Source organism: Lachnospiraceae bacterium oral taxon 500 (genome assembly GCA_002999035.1).
Lineage (GTDB): Bacteria > Bacillota > Clostridia > Lachnospirales > Vallitaleaceae > W11650.
Genome location: CP027241.1, coordinates 2,083,446 through 2,099,377, shown reverse-complemented (window position 1 = coordinate 2,099,377; position 15,932 = coordinate 2,083,446). Strand labels below are relative to the sequence as shown.

Sequence of the window (15,932 nt, the reverse complement as noted above, 5' to 3'; positions counted from 1 at the left end):
AATATGTCCATTGAGTTCATTTTATATAATCTGGATAAAATCAATGGTTTTGTTATCGATTTTAGCCTTATTATCCATTTTATTTCTGTTTATCTGATTTTTTGCAAGCATATTGCAAGCACAAAACTTTAATTTATCCTTGAGCATTCATCCTTACCTACGAAATTAAAATATCATTTTTCATTAAGCAACATTTTAAAAACCTATATTCCTTATTTATCCTCTCTTGTTTTCTTTTCAAATATACCAACCTAAATTATATTAAGTCTTTTCTATTTATTACTTTTCAGAAAATACTTCAACAACATAAAGGTTATATTTTTATAAAATATCTTTCAAGTATTGCTTTTTTCCTTAGTATTATCGACTATAAGTTAAAGGATTTCAGAAACAATTTTTAGTTTTTTATTCATTCTTCATCGTCTAGTATCAAAGATCCTATTACTGTTTTTATTTGAAATGGACATCCTGATTCTTCAAGTGCTTTCTTCAAAGAATCTTTCTTTACAACCCACCTCTGTACATACGGTTGATTCGACAGAAATCTATTTCCTATGCCTGTTCTTAATCCGTAAAAACACTCTAATCTTCCTACTATTTCATCGTTTGAATTTACAATTCCCAAGCCATCCGAATCAAATCTCGTTTCCCACCCTAATGCTGAAAGTATTATTTTTCTAAATCCACACATAATATTACTTTGCTTAAAACTCTCAATTCCATTCTGATGTATTGTTACATTTGGACTTTGATATTCAATATAGTCTTCTCTCTTCATTAAAAATAAACGTGCATTTCTTTCAACTTCTGGAAGCGCATATTGTTCATTCATTTCCGGCACGTCTAAATACCCTAAAATATAACCAAAAAGTTGCTGACTATATGTATAGTCCTCAATCGCACCCGCCAGTACAATATCATCAGAATTGATACCCGTATTAAACAGTTCGTCTATACTAGAATTTCTTTCTTTTTCAGATAGTGAAATCACGTCCTTCAGATTGTCGAATAATCTCCCACCATTCCATTTCCATTTATAGGGAGACAATAATAATGTGAATGGTTCAGAAGCAGAAAGTATAACTCTCGCCAATTCAGCCTCTACGCCATCCCACCTTCCGTAATACCAATCCTTGTATAAGACACGGAAAAAAGCTAAATTCACTTTATCGCATACAACTCTACACCCTCCGACTTTGCTTCTGAAAAGAGGTAATAACGCGAGTGGAACTGCTATATTCTCCAAATAATCTGCCGTACGTCTTTCAATATCCATCAAATCAATGTATAAACGTTCCTCTATTAATGATTTTTGCTCCAACACGCATTCATATCCATTAATCCAAGAGCTATTTCGATTTGTTTTTATAAATAGTTTTTGACCATTCGTAGGAATTGAAGAAAAGCAGTCTTTTTTTTCAACACAATACACTTCTGAATATTCAGGATTAATATTCTCACAAAGTAGTTTTGAGTACAGAGCCGAATTAAAATCATCATCTTTTGAATGAAGAACTAAATATTCATAAATCTTTTCTCTATGTTCAGGACATAATTCATAAACGAATTCATATACCATTAGAATCCATTCTTTTGCACGATAATGTAATCTATTCCAATGTTTCTCTATTTTAGAAATATAATCAATATTTACACGTAATATAGCCGCTATACCTCCAATAGCTACTCTTGCAGCATCAGCATCATCCGATATAATCACTAACAACAGAACTTCAATTAAGTTATCCAATAAATCTTCTGACTCAAAATCTACATATTTAGAATAATCATATTCCTCTTTCAACTCAGGTTCTTTAATATGATTGGAGGCTGTAATCCAACATTTGAAAGTTTCAATTAATTTTTCAAGACATTCAACAATATAATCTTCTTTTTTATATTTAAGTCTCCAACCAATAATATATGGTAGATCTAAATATGGATAGAATCTATTATTATCAATAGCCTTTCTAATGTATTGCCTTAAGAATTCATCTATATCATTATCTTTTGCAATACCAAATATAAATTCTAAGATACTATTTTGATTAATGCCATAATTGTCTTTGCTTAGCTCAACAGCAAGCACTTGATTAACTTGAGTTTCACTTAACTTATTATCAGTATAAAGAGACTTTAGTGCCTTAATAACATCAGAATATTCTGGTAAATCTTCATCGCTATTTGTAATATATGATGTCAATATCTCTTCTGCATTATCAAATTCTTTAACATTATTTTTATTATCACACCATCTGCCTGGAATAATATATCTCCCCGGATCCGTCAAAAAATCAATATATGCAGGTCCAAGCTTTGACAAATCTTTTTTTATATCAAGTATTCCATTTTTTGTTGCACAAATTTCAATTGATCTTTGTAATGCAGAAATAGCATCATAATCCCCGTCATTTCTCCAATCAAGTAAACCTATTCCTATCGCCCAAATTGTAAGAAGTTGTTTCTTATCAAATTTACGATCTTTGAGGTATCCAATCAATATATCTACTATATATGATGGTTGAGCAATACATTGACCAAATAATACTTTATTGTCCAATATACTTTGAATCCGAATAGCCCCTTCGCTTCCAAAGTCAGAATAGATTTTACTGTTTAATATATATTCTATCCTATTATCTCCAAGCACCTCAATTTTATCAGAAATGTCTTTAACCACTTCTCCATACTTGGAAATATACTCAGGAAATCTGTCAACAAGATTATTATACCAATTTAACAAATAGTCTACACTGTATTCCTTATGTGATGCAAATCCGATAACAGACCATTTAACTCTATCCGCAGCACCTCGAAGATTAAGATGATTGTTCTTATCATATTTTTCTTTCGCTTCTGTGAATTTCTTTATTATACTGTTCCTATCACCAATAGGTTCTGACCATACTTTTCCATTGTCATCCAGCCATTCATCAATCCATTGCTGCATTCTTTCAGGATTGGTTCTGTAATATAGCATTCCCGGGTCAAGCAACTGATTGATCGGATTCTCAGCGAATACCTTTTTTAATGATTCTTCAATGTCATTTTGAAATTGATTATTCTCCTTTTCAGAAAGCATAATATATACCTTTAAGATATAAGCTCGGAGATAGAAAGTTTCAAAATCTCTTTCATTCGTATTCCAAGGCTTACAGAATAGATTTTCTATTATAACCTTAAGATCCATCTTCGATTCAAAAAAAACTTTTTTCTCATTTCTCGCTTTAAGCCATTTTCCTAAATAAGTGACAGCATTAAAATACAACAAAAAATACTTTGATTTGTTATATTTATGAGCATTAATATATTTATCGGTGATTTCTTGGGCTACTGTTGCTCTACTTTTTTTCTGTATATATGATGCTACGATTGCATAAATAGTATAGTAGGTCATTAAGTTTTCAATCTTATCATCCGGCATCTCCACTGATTCAATTTCACCCCAAACAACACCAGCTTTATTATCATCCCAATCAACGTCTCCTGTCACAATTTTTAGAAAAGAGAATATCATCATACTCATGGAGTTAGAAATTTTTCGTTTTTGAATCGACTTTTTTAGAATTTTCAGATCTTCATAACGATTTTGCTCAATTAGTTTTTTTATTCCAACTACAAGAGGATCTATTAAAATTAGATCAAGAGACCCAAGAGCCTTTTCCAGCTTTTCTGCGTGAAGATTTTCAATAATTTCACCTATAACATGTTCAACAGTATTTATTAAAAATTTGTCACCTTCAAGTTCAGAAATACCATCTAGAATTTCAAAATGTTCTGTATTAACACAAGCTTTACTTAGTAATTCAGCGATATTTCTATCATCACCCGGTCGGAAGTCATCATTTTCATCATCTATATTTTTTTGTATTTCTGAAAACTTAATATCAGTAAACCAATTTAAAAATAGAGTTTTTCCACGGTATTCCTCTCCATTTTCAAACAAATCATCAATTAACTGTAGCACTTCTGATAGTATTCTAGAATTCCACTTATCGGATGATACAACATAGCATTCATAAGGATGAACACTTATAGTTTTAACACTTGACCGGAAAGATAAGCCCTCTATCTCATATGAGGTTTTTTGTATCTGTTCAATGGTTAAATATCCCAATGTCACACTCAGAAGTTTATTCCAATCAAGGTAATCCTCGTTAATAACAAAGCGCATTAATCCCCCTGTAATATGAGATAGTTCTGACAATTCAATTCCATTAACATAGGCATTTAGCACATATTCCGGAGTATATATTATTGGAAATTCTTGTATTCTTCCTGCTGACACCAAAAGTCTAATAACATCTCGGTAAAAACCGATAGTCTTCTCGTTTTGTGCAAGATAGTAATCTGCTAAACCGGAGTACACTTCCTTTACATGCTCTTGATCCCTTCCAATAATTCCTGAAAGATACACACGCACATCATTGTGAAGTATGGTATATGCACCCTTTCTTTCTAGCAAAAGCGGACTCAACGCCTTCAGAACGTTATTCCATGAAGAAGAGCTAATTCCTTCTTCTTTGAAAATCAGGCTAAGATTTTCTCCACTAACAGGCTCGTTAAAAAATGCAAATATTCCAGCCATCTTATAATCCACAAACGGAATCTGCATCTTCTTTTTCGTATCTTCCCATATCGTCCGATAATACTCTTGAATGTTACCGCTCAATTTTCTAGACTTAAGTTTAGCATCAAGTGACGCAGGATTATCGCAACTCAAAGCTTCGTGTACAGCAAAAATTGCGGCCAATGTATTACCACCCGCATATTTACAAACAATATTAGTAACGATTTTTTTGTTAGATGAGCTGTAGTTAGTACATCTTTCATTTACAAGTTCTTCAATATCACTTGGCTGAATATTTGGAACTAAATATTCCTTAATTTGCTTAGAACCTGTATACAACCAATCTGGGTAATTTTTATAATCTTCCTTTGGTTGACCTGCAAGAATAATTTTCACATTACTTGGAATATATTCCGGATTAGGCAGTGTTGGTAGAAATGTTTCCTCTACCACACCTGCTCTAGCAGCATGATCTAGTCCATCAACCGCAAGTATAAATACACGATCTCTATCTTTTGCAAATTCTGAAGCTATTCTAAAAAATTCCTTTTTCTTTTCCTCGAGCTTTAGATAACTATTAGACACAGGCACCTTGTATTTATATAGCCTACCAACCAATAGTTCTCTTAATTGGTTCAGTAATGTATTCCAAAACACCTCTCTTTTCACTCTTTCAGAAACATCTGCCGGTAAATACTCTTTTGCCGGGTCAATAGGCTCATATGCATAATAACGAATATCAACTATACTATCTTTTTTACTACATAATTTGCTAATAATGTTAGTTTTCCCCGTTCCAGGTACACCTGATACATAAAAAACTTTTTCCTCACCTACTAACAAATCAGCTTCGATTTGAGTGACTAATTCCTGCCTACTATCAAAAAAAGGATTCACAGGAATTAAATCATGATTGTAATTTATAACCTCCTCTTTTACAGATAATGCGGAATACAGTTTTTCAATTGTTACTTTTGAACTTTCTCGTCCCGATGTAGTCCACTCTCTCAGTGCATGATCAAGTTTTCCAAGTAAGATATCTGACATTTCCTCAGAGACCGAAAAATAAATCTGCAGTTTATTTTTTATAGAATTTCCTAACTCTTCTAAACTTTCCTGATCTGTTTTGATATGTAGATTCTGCAAAAAAGTAAGCTTGTCCTCATCCATTTCGATATCTTGAAGTTGACTGCACCATTCTTTCCACGCTTCTTTATTATCAGGAAAAACTAAATCTGAAAACTGCTCTACTTTACTTACTTTTTCTTGTAATTCTTCCAAAAACTTATTTAAAGATGGTCTTTTAACGTTTCTTCCTTTTCCAGCCAATGATTCCCTATTCCCTGCTTTTCTATTTGTAAAGATATATACTTCCGAATCTGTATACAAGTCTTTTTCCAATTTCCATGACCTTGCAAGTTCTCTTAATAGTGAACATTGAGACTTAGTATCCTTTTTAGATTTATCAACAGAAACAAGATCCCCAAAAGTTATCGTATCATCAACTCTAGTATGCTTTACTTGAATAAATTTCGTTTTGCCATCATCATATGTGATTACTACATCATCTAAACCTAATTGAACATCTGCCTGTAATTCAACATACTGAATATGGCTATCCGGATTAAGCATTTCTACGATATATTTCTGCCCCACAGACCATTCATACCAATAAGGATCTGCCATTCCCGGTTTTGTTTTTGCTGAATATCCCATAATTTTCACCGCCATCTTATTATTCATTGAATATTATTTCTTAATCAAATATTGTGCAGTCATTTTCTCAAAAAGAATATCCTTATGATAATGCCTGCTGTAAACTTTTATTTAAGTATTAAAAAAAGACTAATCAAAGAATATACTACTCTTTACAAGAACTTAAAAATCTTTATTTGAGTATACAGACGGCTTCCAAAACATAGTAAGAACGTATGGTTCTTTTAAAATGCCAGCACCTAAAGGATTTGAAAAACTCTTTCGGAATTAGTCTTAAATTTCTTCACTATTTATATTTACTCACTTGACCATAAACCAAAAATGTATCGTTCCTCTTATCAATTCTTACACTTCATACTGTTTGTAATTTCGTATAAAATTGTATCCATATACTGCTTTGAAATTACTTCATCTTTCATCACCTTTTTAATTTCACATTCCCAAACCACTATCACTTTAAAGCCCCTGTTTTCAAGTTTGATGTAGTTTTGCTTATCTCTTTCAACATTCCCTTCAAGTTTGTTTTTCCAAAAATCATGATTGTTTTTAGGAATGGATGAATACCTGCAATTTTCATGCATGTGCCAAAAGCAACCGTTTACAAAAATAGCAACCCAGTATTTGGGAATATATAAATCAGGACTTCCGGGCAACTCCTTATAGTTTAATCTATATCTGAACCCCTTATTCCATATTAGTTTTCACTTAATTCACCATCCTCGAACCCTCTTTTATGTCCTGCAAGGGAAAACGCCTGACAAGGAAAGCCTGCAAGCAATATATCGTGATTGGGAATGTCTTTTTCATCAACTTTTATAATATCTCCGACTACATCGATACTGTCATTAAAATTTGCTTTATAAGTTTCTACCGCTTTTTCATCCCATTCGCTTATAAAAACAGTCTTGATATTATTTCCGAATGCCTGGTCAAATCCAAGCCTGATCCCTCCGATTCCGGCAAACAAATCAATTGATTTATACATCTTGTTTTCCTCTTTCATACTCAATGATATCTTCAATGTTACAATTCAATCTCTCACATATTCTTCCTAAGATTTCAAGTCTTACAGGCTCGTTTCGTCCCATTCTTGAAATGGTGGACGGACCGGTTTCTATTAATTTCTGCAAATCGCCTTTATTCATATTTCTGTCGATTAACAACTTCCATAACTTGTTATATGAGAATTTCATAATATTCCTCTTCTCTATTCATTCACATAGAATTTCTATGTTTTATTATAACATTTTTTTGTTAAAAATGAAATCTCGATTTTATCTTTCAATACATCGATTTTTAGGGGAAGACTGTCCGAAAACTAGGATGTGTCTTCACTGAAATTAAGGTTGATTCACTCACATGAGTGTTCAATATGAATAAAAAATGTACATTGAAAACTGAATAACGTACGCAGAAATCATGCAGCGATGGTTCAAATATAGTGTAATAAAACCAGAGAAAATATTCCGTTTTGAGGTGTGATGAGATGCCATATGTTTCAGGTTTTGACCGTGACCAGTTGATGTGCTGTTCATGGGATGTATTAGTAGATGAAGAAAGTATTGCGAGGATAATAGATGCATTTGTAGAGCATCTTGATATAAAGAAACTGGGAGTAAAGACTGTAGCAATTGAAGGTCGCCCATCATACGATCCGAAAAGTCTTTACAAGCTCTATATCTATGGAAGTAGAAAAGGAATCCGTTCTTCACGGAAACTCGCAGAGAGTTGCAAAGTGAATCTTGAAGTGAAATGGATGACTGGTGGAGTAGCACCTGATTTCCGAACGATTGCAGATCTTAGAAAAAACAACATAGACAGTCTGAAAGAAATCTTTCATGAATTTAACAGGAGAATTTCTGGTGCGGTAGAATGGGGGTTTTCATCTGTAGATGGAACGAAGATCCAGACTAATAATTCGAAAGACAACAACTTCACAAAAAATAAACTGGATGACAGAATTAAGTGGCTGAATGGATATACAGATGAATATCTGCGGATACTTAATGAAATGGATCGGCAGGAAGAATACGATGAAATACCGGGTGAATTAACCAGAGAGGAACTTGAGGCTAAATTAGAAGAGGCGAAGGAACGGCTTGCAAGGTATGAAGGATATCAGAAACTGATGGAAGAGACAGGAGCATCACAGCTGTCAATCACAGATGCAGACGCAAAACTTATGAAGAATAAGAATGGGTTTGCGGTAGCATATAATCCTCAGACAGCAGTGGATTCAGAGACTCATCTGATCCGGGATTTCCAGATGACAAATCAGGTAACTGATCACGGACTGTTAGAAAGCACCATGGAGGAAGTGAAGAAAGCGGAGCCGGGAAAAATCGTAAAGGTAGTGGCTGATAAAGGCTATGAGGATACGGAAGATATGGCAGGCTGCCTGGAAAATGGTATTATTCCCCATGTCATAACAGATGACGGAAAAGATGGTTATGAAATTGAAATACCTTATGAAAAATCGGAAGCTGATCTTACCAGCACAGATCCGGAGGAATTAAAGAAAGCACTGCATGCAGGACAGATACCGGAAGCTTATGCGTCAGTAATACAGGATATAAAGGTAGAGACTGTGCGCCGGAAAGTAGTAGATGAAAAGCCGGCAAAAAGTGGTGTATATGGAAGTCCAGAAGAAATGTTGAGAAAGGCAGAAACAGGTTATTTTGTCAGAGATCCGGAGCGAAATCTGGTATACTGTCCGGCAGGAAAGATCCTGAGGCAGAAATGCATAAAGAAAAATGGGAATATCCGTTATGCAAACAAAAATGCGTGTAAGCATTGCCCGAATCGGAATAAATGTTACAAGGGAAAAGGTGAATGGAAAGAAATTGATTTTACAAAAGATCAGCTGGAGAAACCATGTAAAGACTGGCTGAAATCAGAAGGAAATACACCAGAAGAAACAAAGCCAAAAGAAAAATGGCATTACGAAAAGAGGCAGGTTGTAAAGTTCTTTCTGAAACCAGACAGGGAGAAAACAAACCAGAGGATGTGCCTGTCAGAGCATCCATTCGGAACTATAAAGCGTGGTATGGGAGCCACTTATTTTCTTCTAAAAGGAATGCAAAAAGTGGCTGGGGAGTTTGCGCTCTTTTGCCTGGGATATAACCTAGAAAGAGCGAAAAATCTTCTGGGATTTCATAAAATGATGGAATTAATGGAACAGGCATAAGCCTCTTTCTTAATCCTGTGTATTTTATTCAGTTTTCAATGACACAGATTGAAGAAAAGGGCTAAATTTATGTCTGAAAATCAAGTTTTTGGACAGGCTGGGGGGGGGTAAATGAAAAAGTAAGTTCACGATTGTAATTAAGAATGGAGAAGTTAATCTTACATAAAGTTATTGTAAGTTTAACTTCTCTGTTTTATGATCTAATTGGGGGTTCCGGAACGGACAAGGAGGATGAAAATGAAAGGAACTCATCTAACGTTAGAGGAACGCAAATTTATTCAGCACGGTCTTGAAGAAGGATTTAGTAAAGCAAAAATAGCACGAGAGCTTGGCAAGTCTCCTTCCACAGTATCTAAGGAAGTTAAAAAACATAGGCCTTTCAAGGTAGCAAGTGCCTACGGCAGAGGCACTCGGTATTTCTGCGAAAATGCCGGTACGCTCAAACAATGTTTTGGCTGCAAGAAAGAATGCGAAAACTTTAAGAAACGTTAATGCAAACGACGCAAGAAAATTGGTGTCTGTAACCGCTGCCCGGACAACCAAAAGTGTGGACTGGATAAATACTACTATCATGCTGCAAAAGCCCATGAAATCTACTTAAAGACCCTTTCTGACAGCAGAGAGGGGGTGAACATGACTTCTACCAGAATGATTATGATAGCCGAAATCATCGGACCACTCTTAAAAAAAGGGCAGTCGATTTATCAAATCGTTAAAAATCATCCGGAGATAGGTCTTTGTGTAAAGAGTCTTTATACCTACATTGAGTCTGGTGTCTTCTCCACACAAGGGATCGATAACTTCTCCCTACGAAGGCAAGTTTCTATGAGAAAGAGAAAACCTCTTAAACCAAGAAAAGAACCGGTATGCTACGATGGTTTCCGGTATGAGGATTACTTAGAGTTCAAGGCTGCAAACCGGAACGTTCCTACCACGGAAATGGACACCGTATGGAATGCTCCTGAGGGACCCTACATTCAGACCTTTCTCTTTGAAAATGCACCGGTTATGATAGGCTTCCTACATAAGGAAAAGAGAAGCGTATCTATGGCAAGCACTCTGGATATGTTGCAAGATAGACTTGGCAAGAATGACTTCCAGAAGATTTTCTCTCTTCTGCTTACGGATCGGGGAACTGAATTTTCAAAGCATGAGCTTTTCGAGTCTAACAGTGAAACCGGCAATTTTTAGGTAACTTTCTTTCCCGATCTTCTTCCCCGATTTCTTTAATTGGATCTATACTATAAAAGTAGACACATATATGTACAATCCAGTACAATAAACTAAACACAAAGAAGGAGGATTATCATGGCTACAAATACAACAGGTATGATGAGGATTTCAAAAAATCTCTCGTCTCTCTCCACCAAAACGGAAAAAACCAGACTCAACTCTGCAAAGAATATGGTATTTCACAGTCCGCACTCGGCAAATGGGTAAAACAATACTCTACTGTCGAAATTGATGATGGCGAAGTCCTTACGGCAAAGCAGGTAAAGGAGCTTCAAAAACGCAATGCCCAGTTGGAGGAGGAAAACCTCATATTTAAATCAGTTAGAAAACTCTGACTGTCTCAATCACTTGAAACAAAACTTTATTCAGAGAGCTCCCAATCTGGTTTGGGTCAGTGACATAACCTATATCAAAGCGGGCAACAAATGGCATTATCTTTGCATTGTAATGGATCTATATTCCAGAAAAATCATTTCATGGCATATTTCCACCAACGCCGATATTGAACTTGTTATCGCTACCTTTAGAAAGGCTTATGAGAAACGAAAAGCTCCTTATGGCTTAATTTTCCATTCTGACCGGGGAACCCAGTACACCGCCTTTTCTTTTCGACAGCTTCTGGATTCTCTAAATGTTGTGCAGTCTTTTTCAAAGAAATCTTATCCTTTTGACAATGCCTGCTGTGAATGCTTTTTTTAATATCTTAAGAAGGAGGAAACGAACCGCAAACTCTACCACTCCATGCATGAGTTACAGCTTTCTATATTTGAATATATTGAAGGCTTTTGCAATTCAAAAAGGCCTCATTCTACGCTTAATATGCTTGCTCCAAACGAAGCGGAAGCTTTATTCTGGGAGCAGAACCCATAGTCTGCTCCTAGATATTTTTCACTTTTTTGTGTCTACTTACTTGACTATAGTTCACATTTTTCCGCTTTTTTCGTCCTTATATGCAGGCATTAGTCTCCCTCCTTTGCTTTGTAGATTTGTTCCATAAAATATTTCTTATTGATTCTTCCCCTAAGGACAAGAAAGCCGTGTTCAGCAAGCTGCTTATTCATATCTCGTATGATTTTATAAGCTTGTTGCTGCGATATATTTAATAAATCGGCAACTTCATTTGAAGTAAGAAATAATTTCTCCATCGTACTTTCCTCCTTTCTTTTTTAGAAACATATTTGTTTCTGCTTCTATTCTAGATTATAAGTAGCTTTTTTGTTTCTGTCAAGTCCTTTTTTATTTTTAATTTTTCTATTGAATTTTTTCTTGTTTTCGATTATAGTAATAAAAGAAACAAATTTGTTCCTAAGGAGGTGATAAAATTGAGTTTAGGTAAATTGATAAAAAAATTCCGTGAACTACGGAGAATCACTCAAAAAGCATTAGGAGACAGAACGCATTTAGATGATGTTAGAATCAGACAATATGAGCTTGATATTCGCACTCCCAAAGAGGATGTTTTGGAAAATATATCTACTGCACTCCATGTAAATAAAGAGTATTTAAAAGAACCTGATTATCCCTACACGGAACATGATTTGATGAGATTTTTGTTTAAGCTGGACGACAGCATTGAAGTGAAAATACGTCCTGTTATTCTAAATGATGAAGATCCCGAATACACTACCACAGGTATATATTTCGGTAGCGAAGCTATTCTCAGAATCCGCAATATGCTTGAACAGTGGCAGGAAATGAAAGAAAAATATGAGAATAATGAAATCACTAAAGAAGCCTTGCAGGATTGGAAGGCAAACTATCCTGACAGCCTGAAAAAAGATTATGTTCCTTTTGAGGAAAGTAATCTCAAACGCTTTAATAACGCCATGTCAGTCAAAGTCCCACCGGAAATAAAATAAACACAAAAAAGCACATAGCTGAAAGATTTTTAAGTCTTAAAGTTATGCGCTTTGTTTTAAGTTTTAAATAATTCAAACAAACTATTAGATTTATATTTGAATTTAATCAAATTTCAAAATCCCCTTTGAAAGATCTTTAAAACCTTTATCTTTATATACATTATTAATTATATTTTTTTCATCAAATTCAACAATGTATTCCAGTATTTCTTTTAATCTATCACTAATATCATCTCGCGAAAAAATATCGATAATCTTTCTAGTATTCTTCGCTCGTACAGAAGTCCCACTAGATATTGATTCCATTTGATATTTTATTTCGGTCAAAGCAATTATTATTTGTTCTTCGGTTAATATCTTAAATAAAGAATCATAATACTTAACTGCTCCCGGGGATACACCTTGACAATAAGATACTTCTCTACCAATTCTGCACTCCAAAAAAGTTTTAATCAGTTTTCCTTCTCTGTCATCAGGAATATCTGATGACAGAGAAATATACTCCATAATTTTTCTTGCTATTGGTGGTTCATAGTAGTAATTATCCCATCCATTGTGAGCAGCCTGCAGATCATCACATAAACTACTTATTTCAAGACTTCGCTCTGTCAACGACAAATAAGGTAAACCATCACAGTACTCCAAAAACTTATAAGTTAAGTCCTCTTTATTCTTTTGAAGATTGTTACGAAAAAAAAGCTTCTTTTCACCTATATCATATTTGATATCATCTTTACAGTATTTCCAAATTTCCTTTGATAGTTTAAGAACATTCCCTCTTGCTTCAACACTTGTACTTTCTACAATAAATATACCGAATAATGCACGCAATAAAGTACCTGACATAACTGAAGAAAATTTTTCGACTCCCTTTCCTATTGTTTCAATCGTTATATCATCCAACGGACTAGTACTCTTTTTTATTTGTTCCACAATTTCTCTTATATGTACAGCTGAACTAGAAGGCTTATCATTTATTACTTCTGTTACACATGTTTTTAACCATCCTAATAATTCAAAAGAATTAATATCATATGAATTTGGATGAGATGCACCTATCTGATTTCTCATATCCAATATGTGACATAATTTTACGTATACAACATTTGATATCCATTCTAACTTTCTGAGAGTTTCCAACATTGTTTTATCTTTAATTCCAGGAAGGTCATCTTCATTTTTGTATTGATCTCTTACTTTATCTGCAACTGCATTATCAAAAAATGTATCAATACCAAAATAGATTATTTTTTGTCGTAAACTTATAACTACTTCATTCCAAACATAATTTAACGAAGCATCAAAAAGTCCTATAGCTGCACCTGCAACAAATCTTGACAAATATGTTGCATCTCTTTTTTGAATTTCTGGAATAGAATTCATTAATTGCGGCAGCATTTTCATTATGTTTTCACGTTCATTTACTGAAGCAATTATATTTTCAGAAGGTAATCCCAAATTATTTAACATTAATTCAAATTTCGTGACTTGCTCAACTAAATTCCCACTACTTTCAACAATTTTATTCTCACACATTTATCTTCACCTACAAAATACTTGGATACATTATAATCTACTGTTTCCACAAAAGCCTCCCTCCAAAACGATGGGAGGCTTTTATAAACAATTCACCTAAATTCAACAACTCCCTTTTGAACCTACTATTTCAGCTTTTTAGTATCAAAACAGTATCACTCAGGAGTTTTTAGCAAGATTCAACCATCAAAACGCACTGTTTTCAACTGTTATGCAGCAGAAATATGTTTGTTACTGTTATTCCCACTCAATCGTTGCCGGTGGCTTACTGGTGATATCATACACGACCCGATTGACCTCTTTGACTTCATTCACAATTCGGTTGCTCACTCTCGCCAAGATGTCATGCGGGATCCGCGTCCAGTCTGCCGTCATGAAATCGGAGGTATCGACCGCCCGCAGTGCCAGAGTATAATTATAAGTTCTTTCATCCCCCATGACACCCACGCTACGGAGATTGGTTAATACTGCAAAGTATTGTCCGACGGTACCTTTAAGCTCCGATTTTTCAAGTTCTTCCCGGAAGATGAAATCAGCATCTCTAAGGATATCCAGCTTATGCTTCGTTACCTCGCCAATCACCCGTACTGCCAGACCCGGCCCCGGGAAAGGCTGACGCGAGACCAAAAACTCCGGAATCCCCAGTTCGCGGCCAAGATTTCGAACCTCATCCTTAAACAAATCGCGCAGCGGCTCAACAATTTCCTTAAAATCCACATGGTCAGGCAGGCCGCCTACATTGTGATGCGATTTTATCACCGCTGCATCCTTGGTGCCGCTTTCGATAATATCCGGATAAATCGTGCCCTGCGCCAAAAAATCAACCGTGCCGATTTTCTTGGCTTCTTCTTCAAAGACACGAATAAATTCCTCGCCAATGATTTTCCGCTTGGTTTCCGGATCGGTTACCCCGGCAAGGCGCCCTAAGAAGCGGTCTTCGGCGTTGACCCGAATCATATTCATATCAAACTGTTGTTTAAAAACCCTTTCAACCTCGTCGCCCTCATTTTTGCGCATCAAACCATGATCAACAAAAATACAAGTCAGCTGCCGGCCGACCGCCTTATGCAGCAGTACCCCGGCAACCGAGGAATCAACACCGCCGGATAAAGCCAGCAGCACCTTCTTATCCCCGATTTTGGCTCTTAATTTTTCAATCTGCTCCACCGCAATCTCTTTCATCGTCCAGTCGCCGATACAGCCGCATATCCGGAACAAAAAGTTTTCCAGCATCTTCTGTCCCTCCGGCGTATGTGCCACTTCCGGGTGGAATTGCACGCCATAGAGCTTACGGCTCGTATCTTCCATGGCACCAACCGGACAGGTATCGGTCTCAGCCGTTATTTCAAAGCCTGCCGGCGCCTGATTGACATAATATGTATGACTCATCCAGCTGCCGGTATTTGCACTCACTTTCTCAAACAAAGCGCTGCCCGGCTTTGTAATCCGCAAATCCGCTTTTCCGTACTCACGCTGCGCCGCCTTTTGCACCTGCCCGCCCAGCACATAACTCATCAGCTGGCAGCCGTAGCAAATCCCCAAAATCGGGATTCCCGCTTCAAAAATTTCCTTTTCCACTTTGGGCGCATCCGCTGCCGTCACTACATTCGGCCCGCCGGTAAAAATAATCCCCTTTGGCCTGCGGCCGATTAGTTCTTGCACCGGTGTATCATAAGGCAACACCTCGCAGTAAACCCCGGCATCCCGCACTCTTCTGGCAATCAGCTGATTGTATTGCCCGCCAAAGTCCAATACAATAATTAATTCATGTTTCATGACTGCTCCTCTCTTATCCTTGCACATAGCAGGAAACCCTCTGCAACATAAGCGG

At 35.9% G+C, this 15,932-nt stretch carries 11 protein-coding genes and 1 pseudogene; 5 read left to right on the top strand and 7 right to left on the bottom strand.

Annotated elements, in window-relative coordinates:
* Positions 1-409: 409 nt before the first annotated feature.
* The 4 genes from C3V36_09510 to C3V36_09495 form a co-directional block, all read right to left on the bottom strand.
* Positions 410-6,286, bottom strand: a complete 5,877-nt coding sequence (locus C3V36_09510; GenBank protein AVM70506.1) for a hypothetical protein — start codon at positions 6,284-6,286, stop codon at positions 410-412.
* A gap of 338 nt (positions 6,287-6,624) precedes the next feature.
* The gene (locus C3V36_09505) at positions 6,625-6,981 is read right to left on the bottom strand and encodes a very short patch repair endonuclease (protein ID AVM69458.1); all 357 of its coding nucleotides are present in this window, start codon (positions 6,979-6,981) and stop codon (positions 6,625-6,627) included.
* Entirely contained in the window at positions 6,981-7,271 is a 291-nt protein-coding gene (locus C3V36_09500; GenBank protein AVM69457.1) for a restriction endonuclease, read from the bottom strand. Before C3V36_09500 ends, C3V36_09505 begins: the two co-directional genes overlap by 1 nt.
* Positions 7,264-7,479: an XRE family transcriptional regulator gene (locus C3V36_09495; protein ID AVM69456.1), complete on the bottom strand. Its 216-nt coding sequence runs from the start codon at positions 7,477-7,479 to the stop codon at positions 7,264-7,266. Before C3V36_09495 ends, C3V36_09500 begins: the two co-directional genes overlap by 8 nt.
* 293 nt (positions 7,480-7,772) lie before the next feature.
* Here C3V36_09495 and C3V36_09490 point away from each other — a divergent pair, with 293 nt between their 5' ends.
* The 4 genes and pseudogenes from C3V36_09490 (at position 7,773) to C3V36_09475 (ending at position 11,576) form a co-directional block, all read left to right on the top strand.
* On the top strand, positions 7,773-9,473 hold the full coding sequence (locus C3V36_09490; protein AVM69455.1) for a DDE transposase: 1,701 nt from the start codon (positions 7,773-7,775) through the stop codon (positions 9,471-9,473).
* A 231-nt stretch (positions 9,474-9,704) separates the two neighbouring features.
* On the top strand, positions 9,705-9,965 hold the full coding sequence (locus tag C3V36_09485) for a hypothetical protein (GenBank protein AVM69454.1): 261 nt from the start codon (positions 9,705-9,707) through the stop codon (positions 9,963-9,965).
* Between the two features lie 141 nt (positions 9,966-10,106).
* Positions 10,107-10,664 (top strand): hypothetical protein, encoded by a 558-nt coding sequence (locus tag C3V36_09480; protein ID AVM69453.1) that lies wholly within the window; start codon positions 10,107-10,109, stop codon positions 10,662-10,664.
* Positions 10,665-10,741: 77 nt separating this feature from the next.
* Positions 10,742-11,576 (top strand): annotated as a pseudogene (locus C3V36_09475) (hypothetical protein).
* Positions 11,577-11,665: 89 nt separating this feature from the next.
* Here C3V36_09475 and C3V36_09470 read toward each other — a convergent pair.
* Positions 11,666-11,851 carry a transcriptional regulator gene (locus C3V36_09470; protein ID AVM69452.1) on the bottom strand — a complete coding sequence of 62 codons (186 nt, stop codon included), beginning with the start codon at positions 11,849-11,851 and terminating at the stop codon, positions 11,666-11,668.
* Positions 11,852-12,028: 177 nt separating this feature from the next.
* Here C3V36_09470 and C3V36_09465 point away from each other — a divergent pair, with 177 nt between their 5' ends.
* The gene (locus C3V36_09465) at positions 12,029-12,565 is read left to right on the top strand and encodes an XRE family transcriptional regulator (protein AVM69451.1); all 537 of its coding nucleotides are present in this window, start codon (positions 12,029-12,031) and stop codon (positions 12,563-12,565) included.
* A 102-nt stretch (positions 12,566-12,667) separates the two neighbouring features.
* Here the strand turns inward: C3V36_09465 and C3V36_09460 are convergent, their stop codons facing one another.
* Positions 12,668-14,101, bottom strand: a complete 1,434-nt coding sequence (locus C3V36_09460; protein AVM69450.1) for a hypothetical protein — start codon at positions 14,099-14,101, stop codon at positions 12,668-12,670.
* A gap of 237 nt (positions 14,102-14,338) precedes the next feature.
* On the bottom strand, positions 14,339-15,877 hold the full coding sequence (locus tag C3V36_09455) for a GMP synthase (glutamine-hydrolyzing) (GenBank protein ID AVM69449.1): 1,539 nt from the start codon (positions 15,875-15,877) through the stop codon (positions 14,339-14,341).
* Positions 15,878-15,932 lie beyond the last annotated feature (55 nt).

Coding starts and splice junctions, on each gene's coding strand:
- C3V36_09480 (AVM69453.1), top strand. CDS start 10,107: ATGACTTCTACCAGAATGATTATGATAGCCGAAATCATCGGACCACTC.
- C3V36_09470 (AVM69452.1), bottom strand. CDS start 11,851: ATGGAGAAATTATTTCTTACTTCAAATGAAGTTGCCGATTTATTAAAT.
- C3V36_09510 (AVM70506.1), bottom strand. CDS start 6,286: ATGGGATATTCAGCAAAAACAAAACCGGGAATGGCAGATCCTTATTGG.
- C3V36_09460 (AVM69450.1), bottom strand. CDS start 14,101: ATGTGTGAGAATAAAATTGTTGAAAGTAGTGGGAATTTAGTTGAGCAA.
- C3V36_09495 (AVM69456.1), bottom strand. CDS start 7,479: ATGAAATTCTCATATAACAAGTTATGGAAGTTGTTAATCGACAGAAAT.
- C3V36_09485 (AVM69454.1), top strand. CDS start 9,705: ATGAAAATGAAAGGAACTCATCTAACGTTAGAGGAACGCAAATTTATT.
- C3V36_09490 (AVM69455.1), top strand. CDS start 7,773: ATGCCATATGTTTCAGGTTTTGACCGTGACCAGTTGATGTGCTGTTCA.
- C3V36_09455 (AVM69449.1), bottom strand. CDS start 15,877: ATGAAACATGAATTAATTATTGTATTGGACTTTGGCGGGCAATACAAT.
- C3V36_09500 (AVM69457.1), bottom strand. CDS start 7,271: ATGTATAAATCAATTGATTTGTTTGCCGGAATCGGAGGGATCAGGCTT.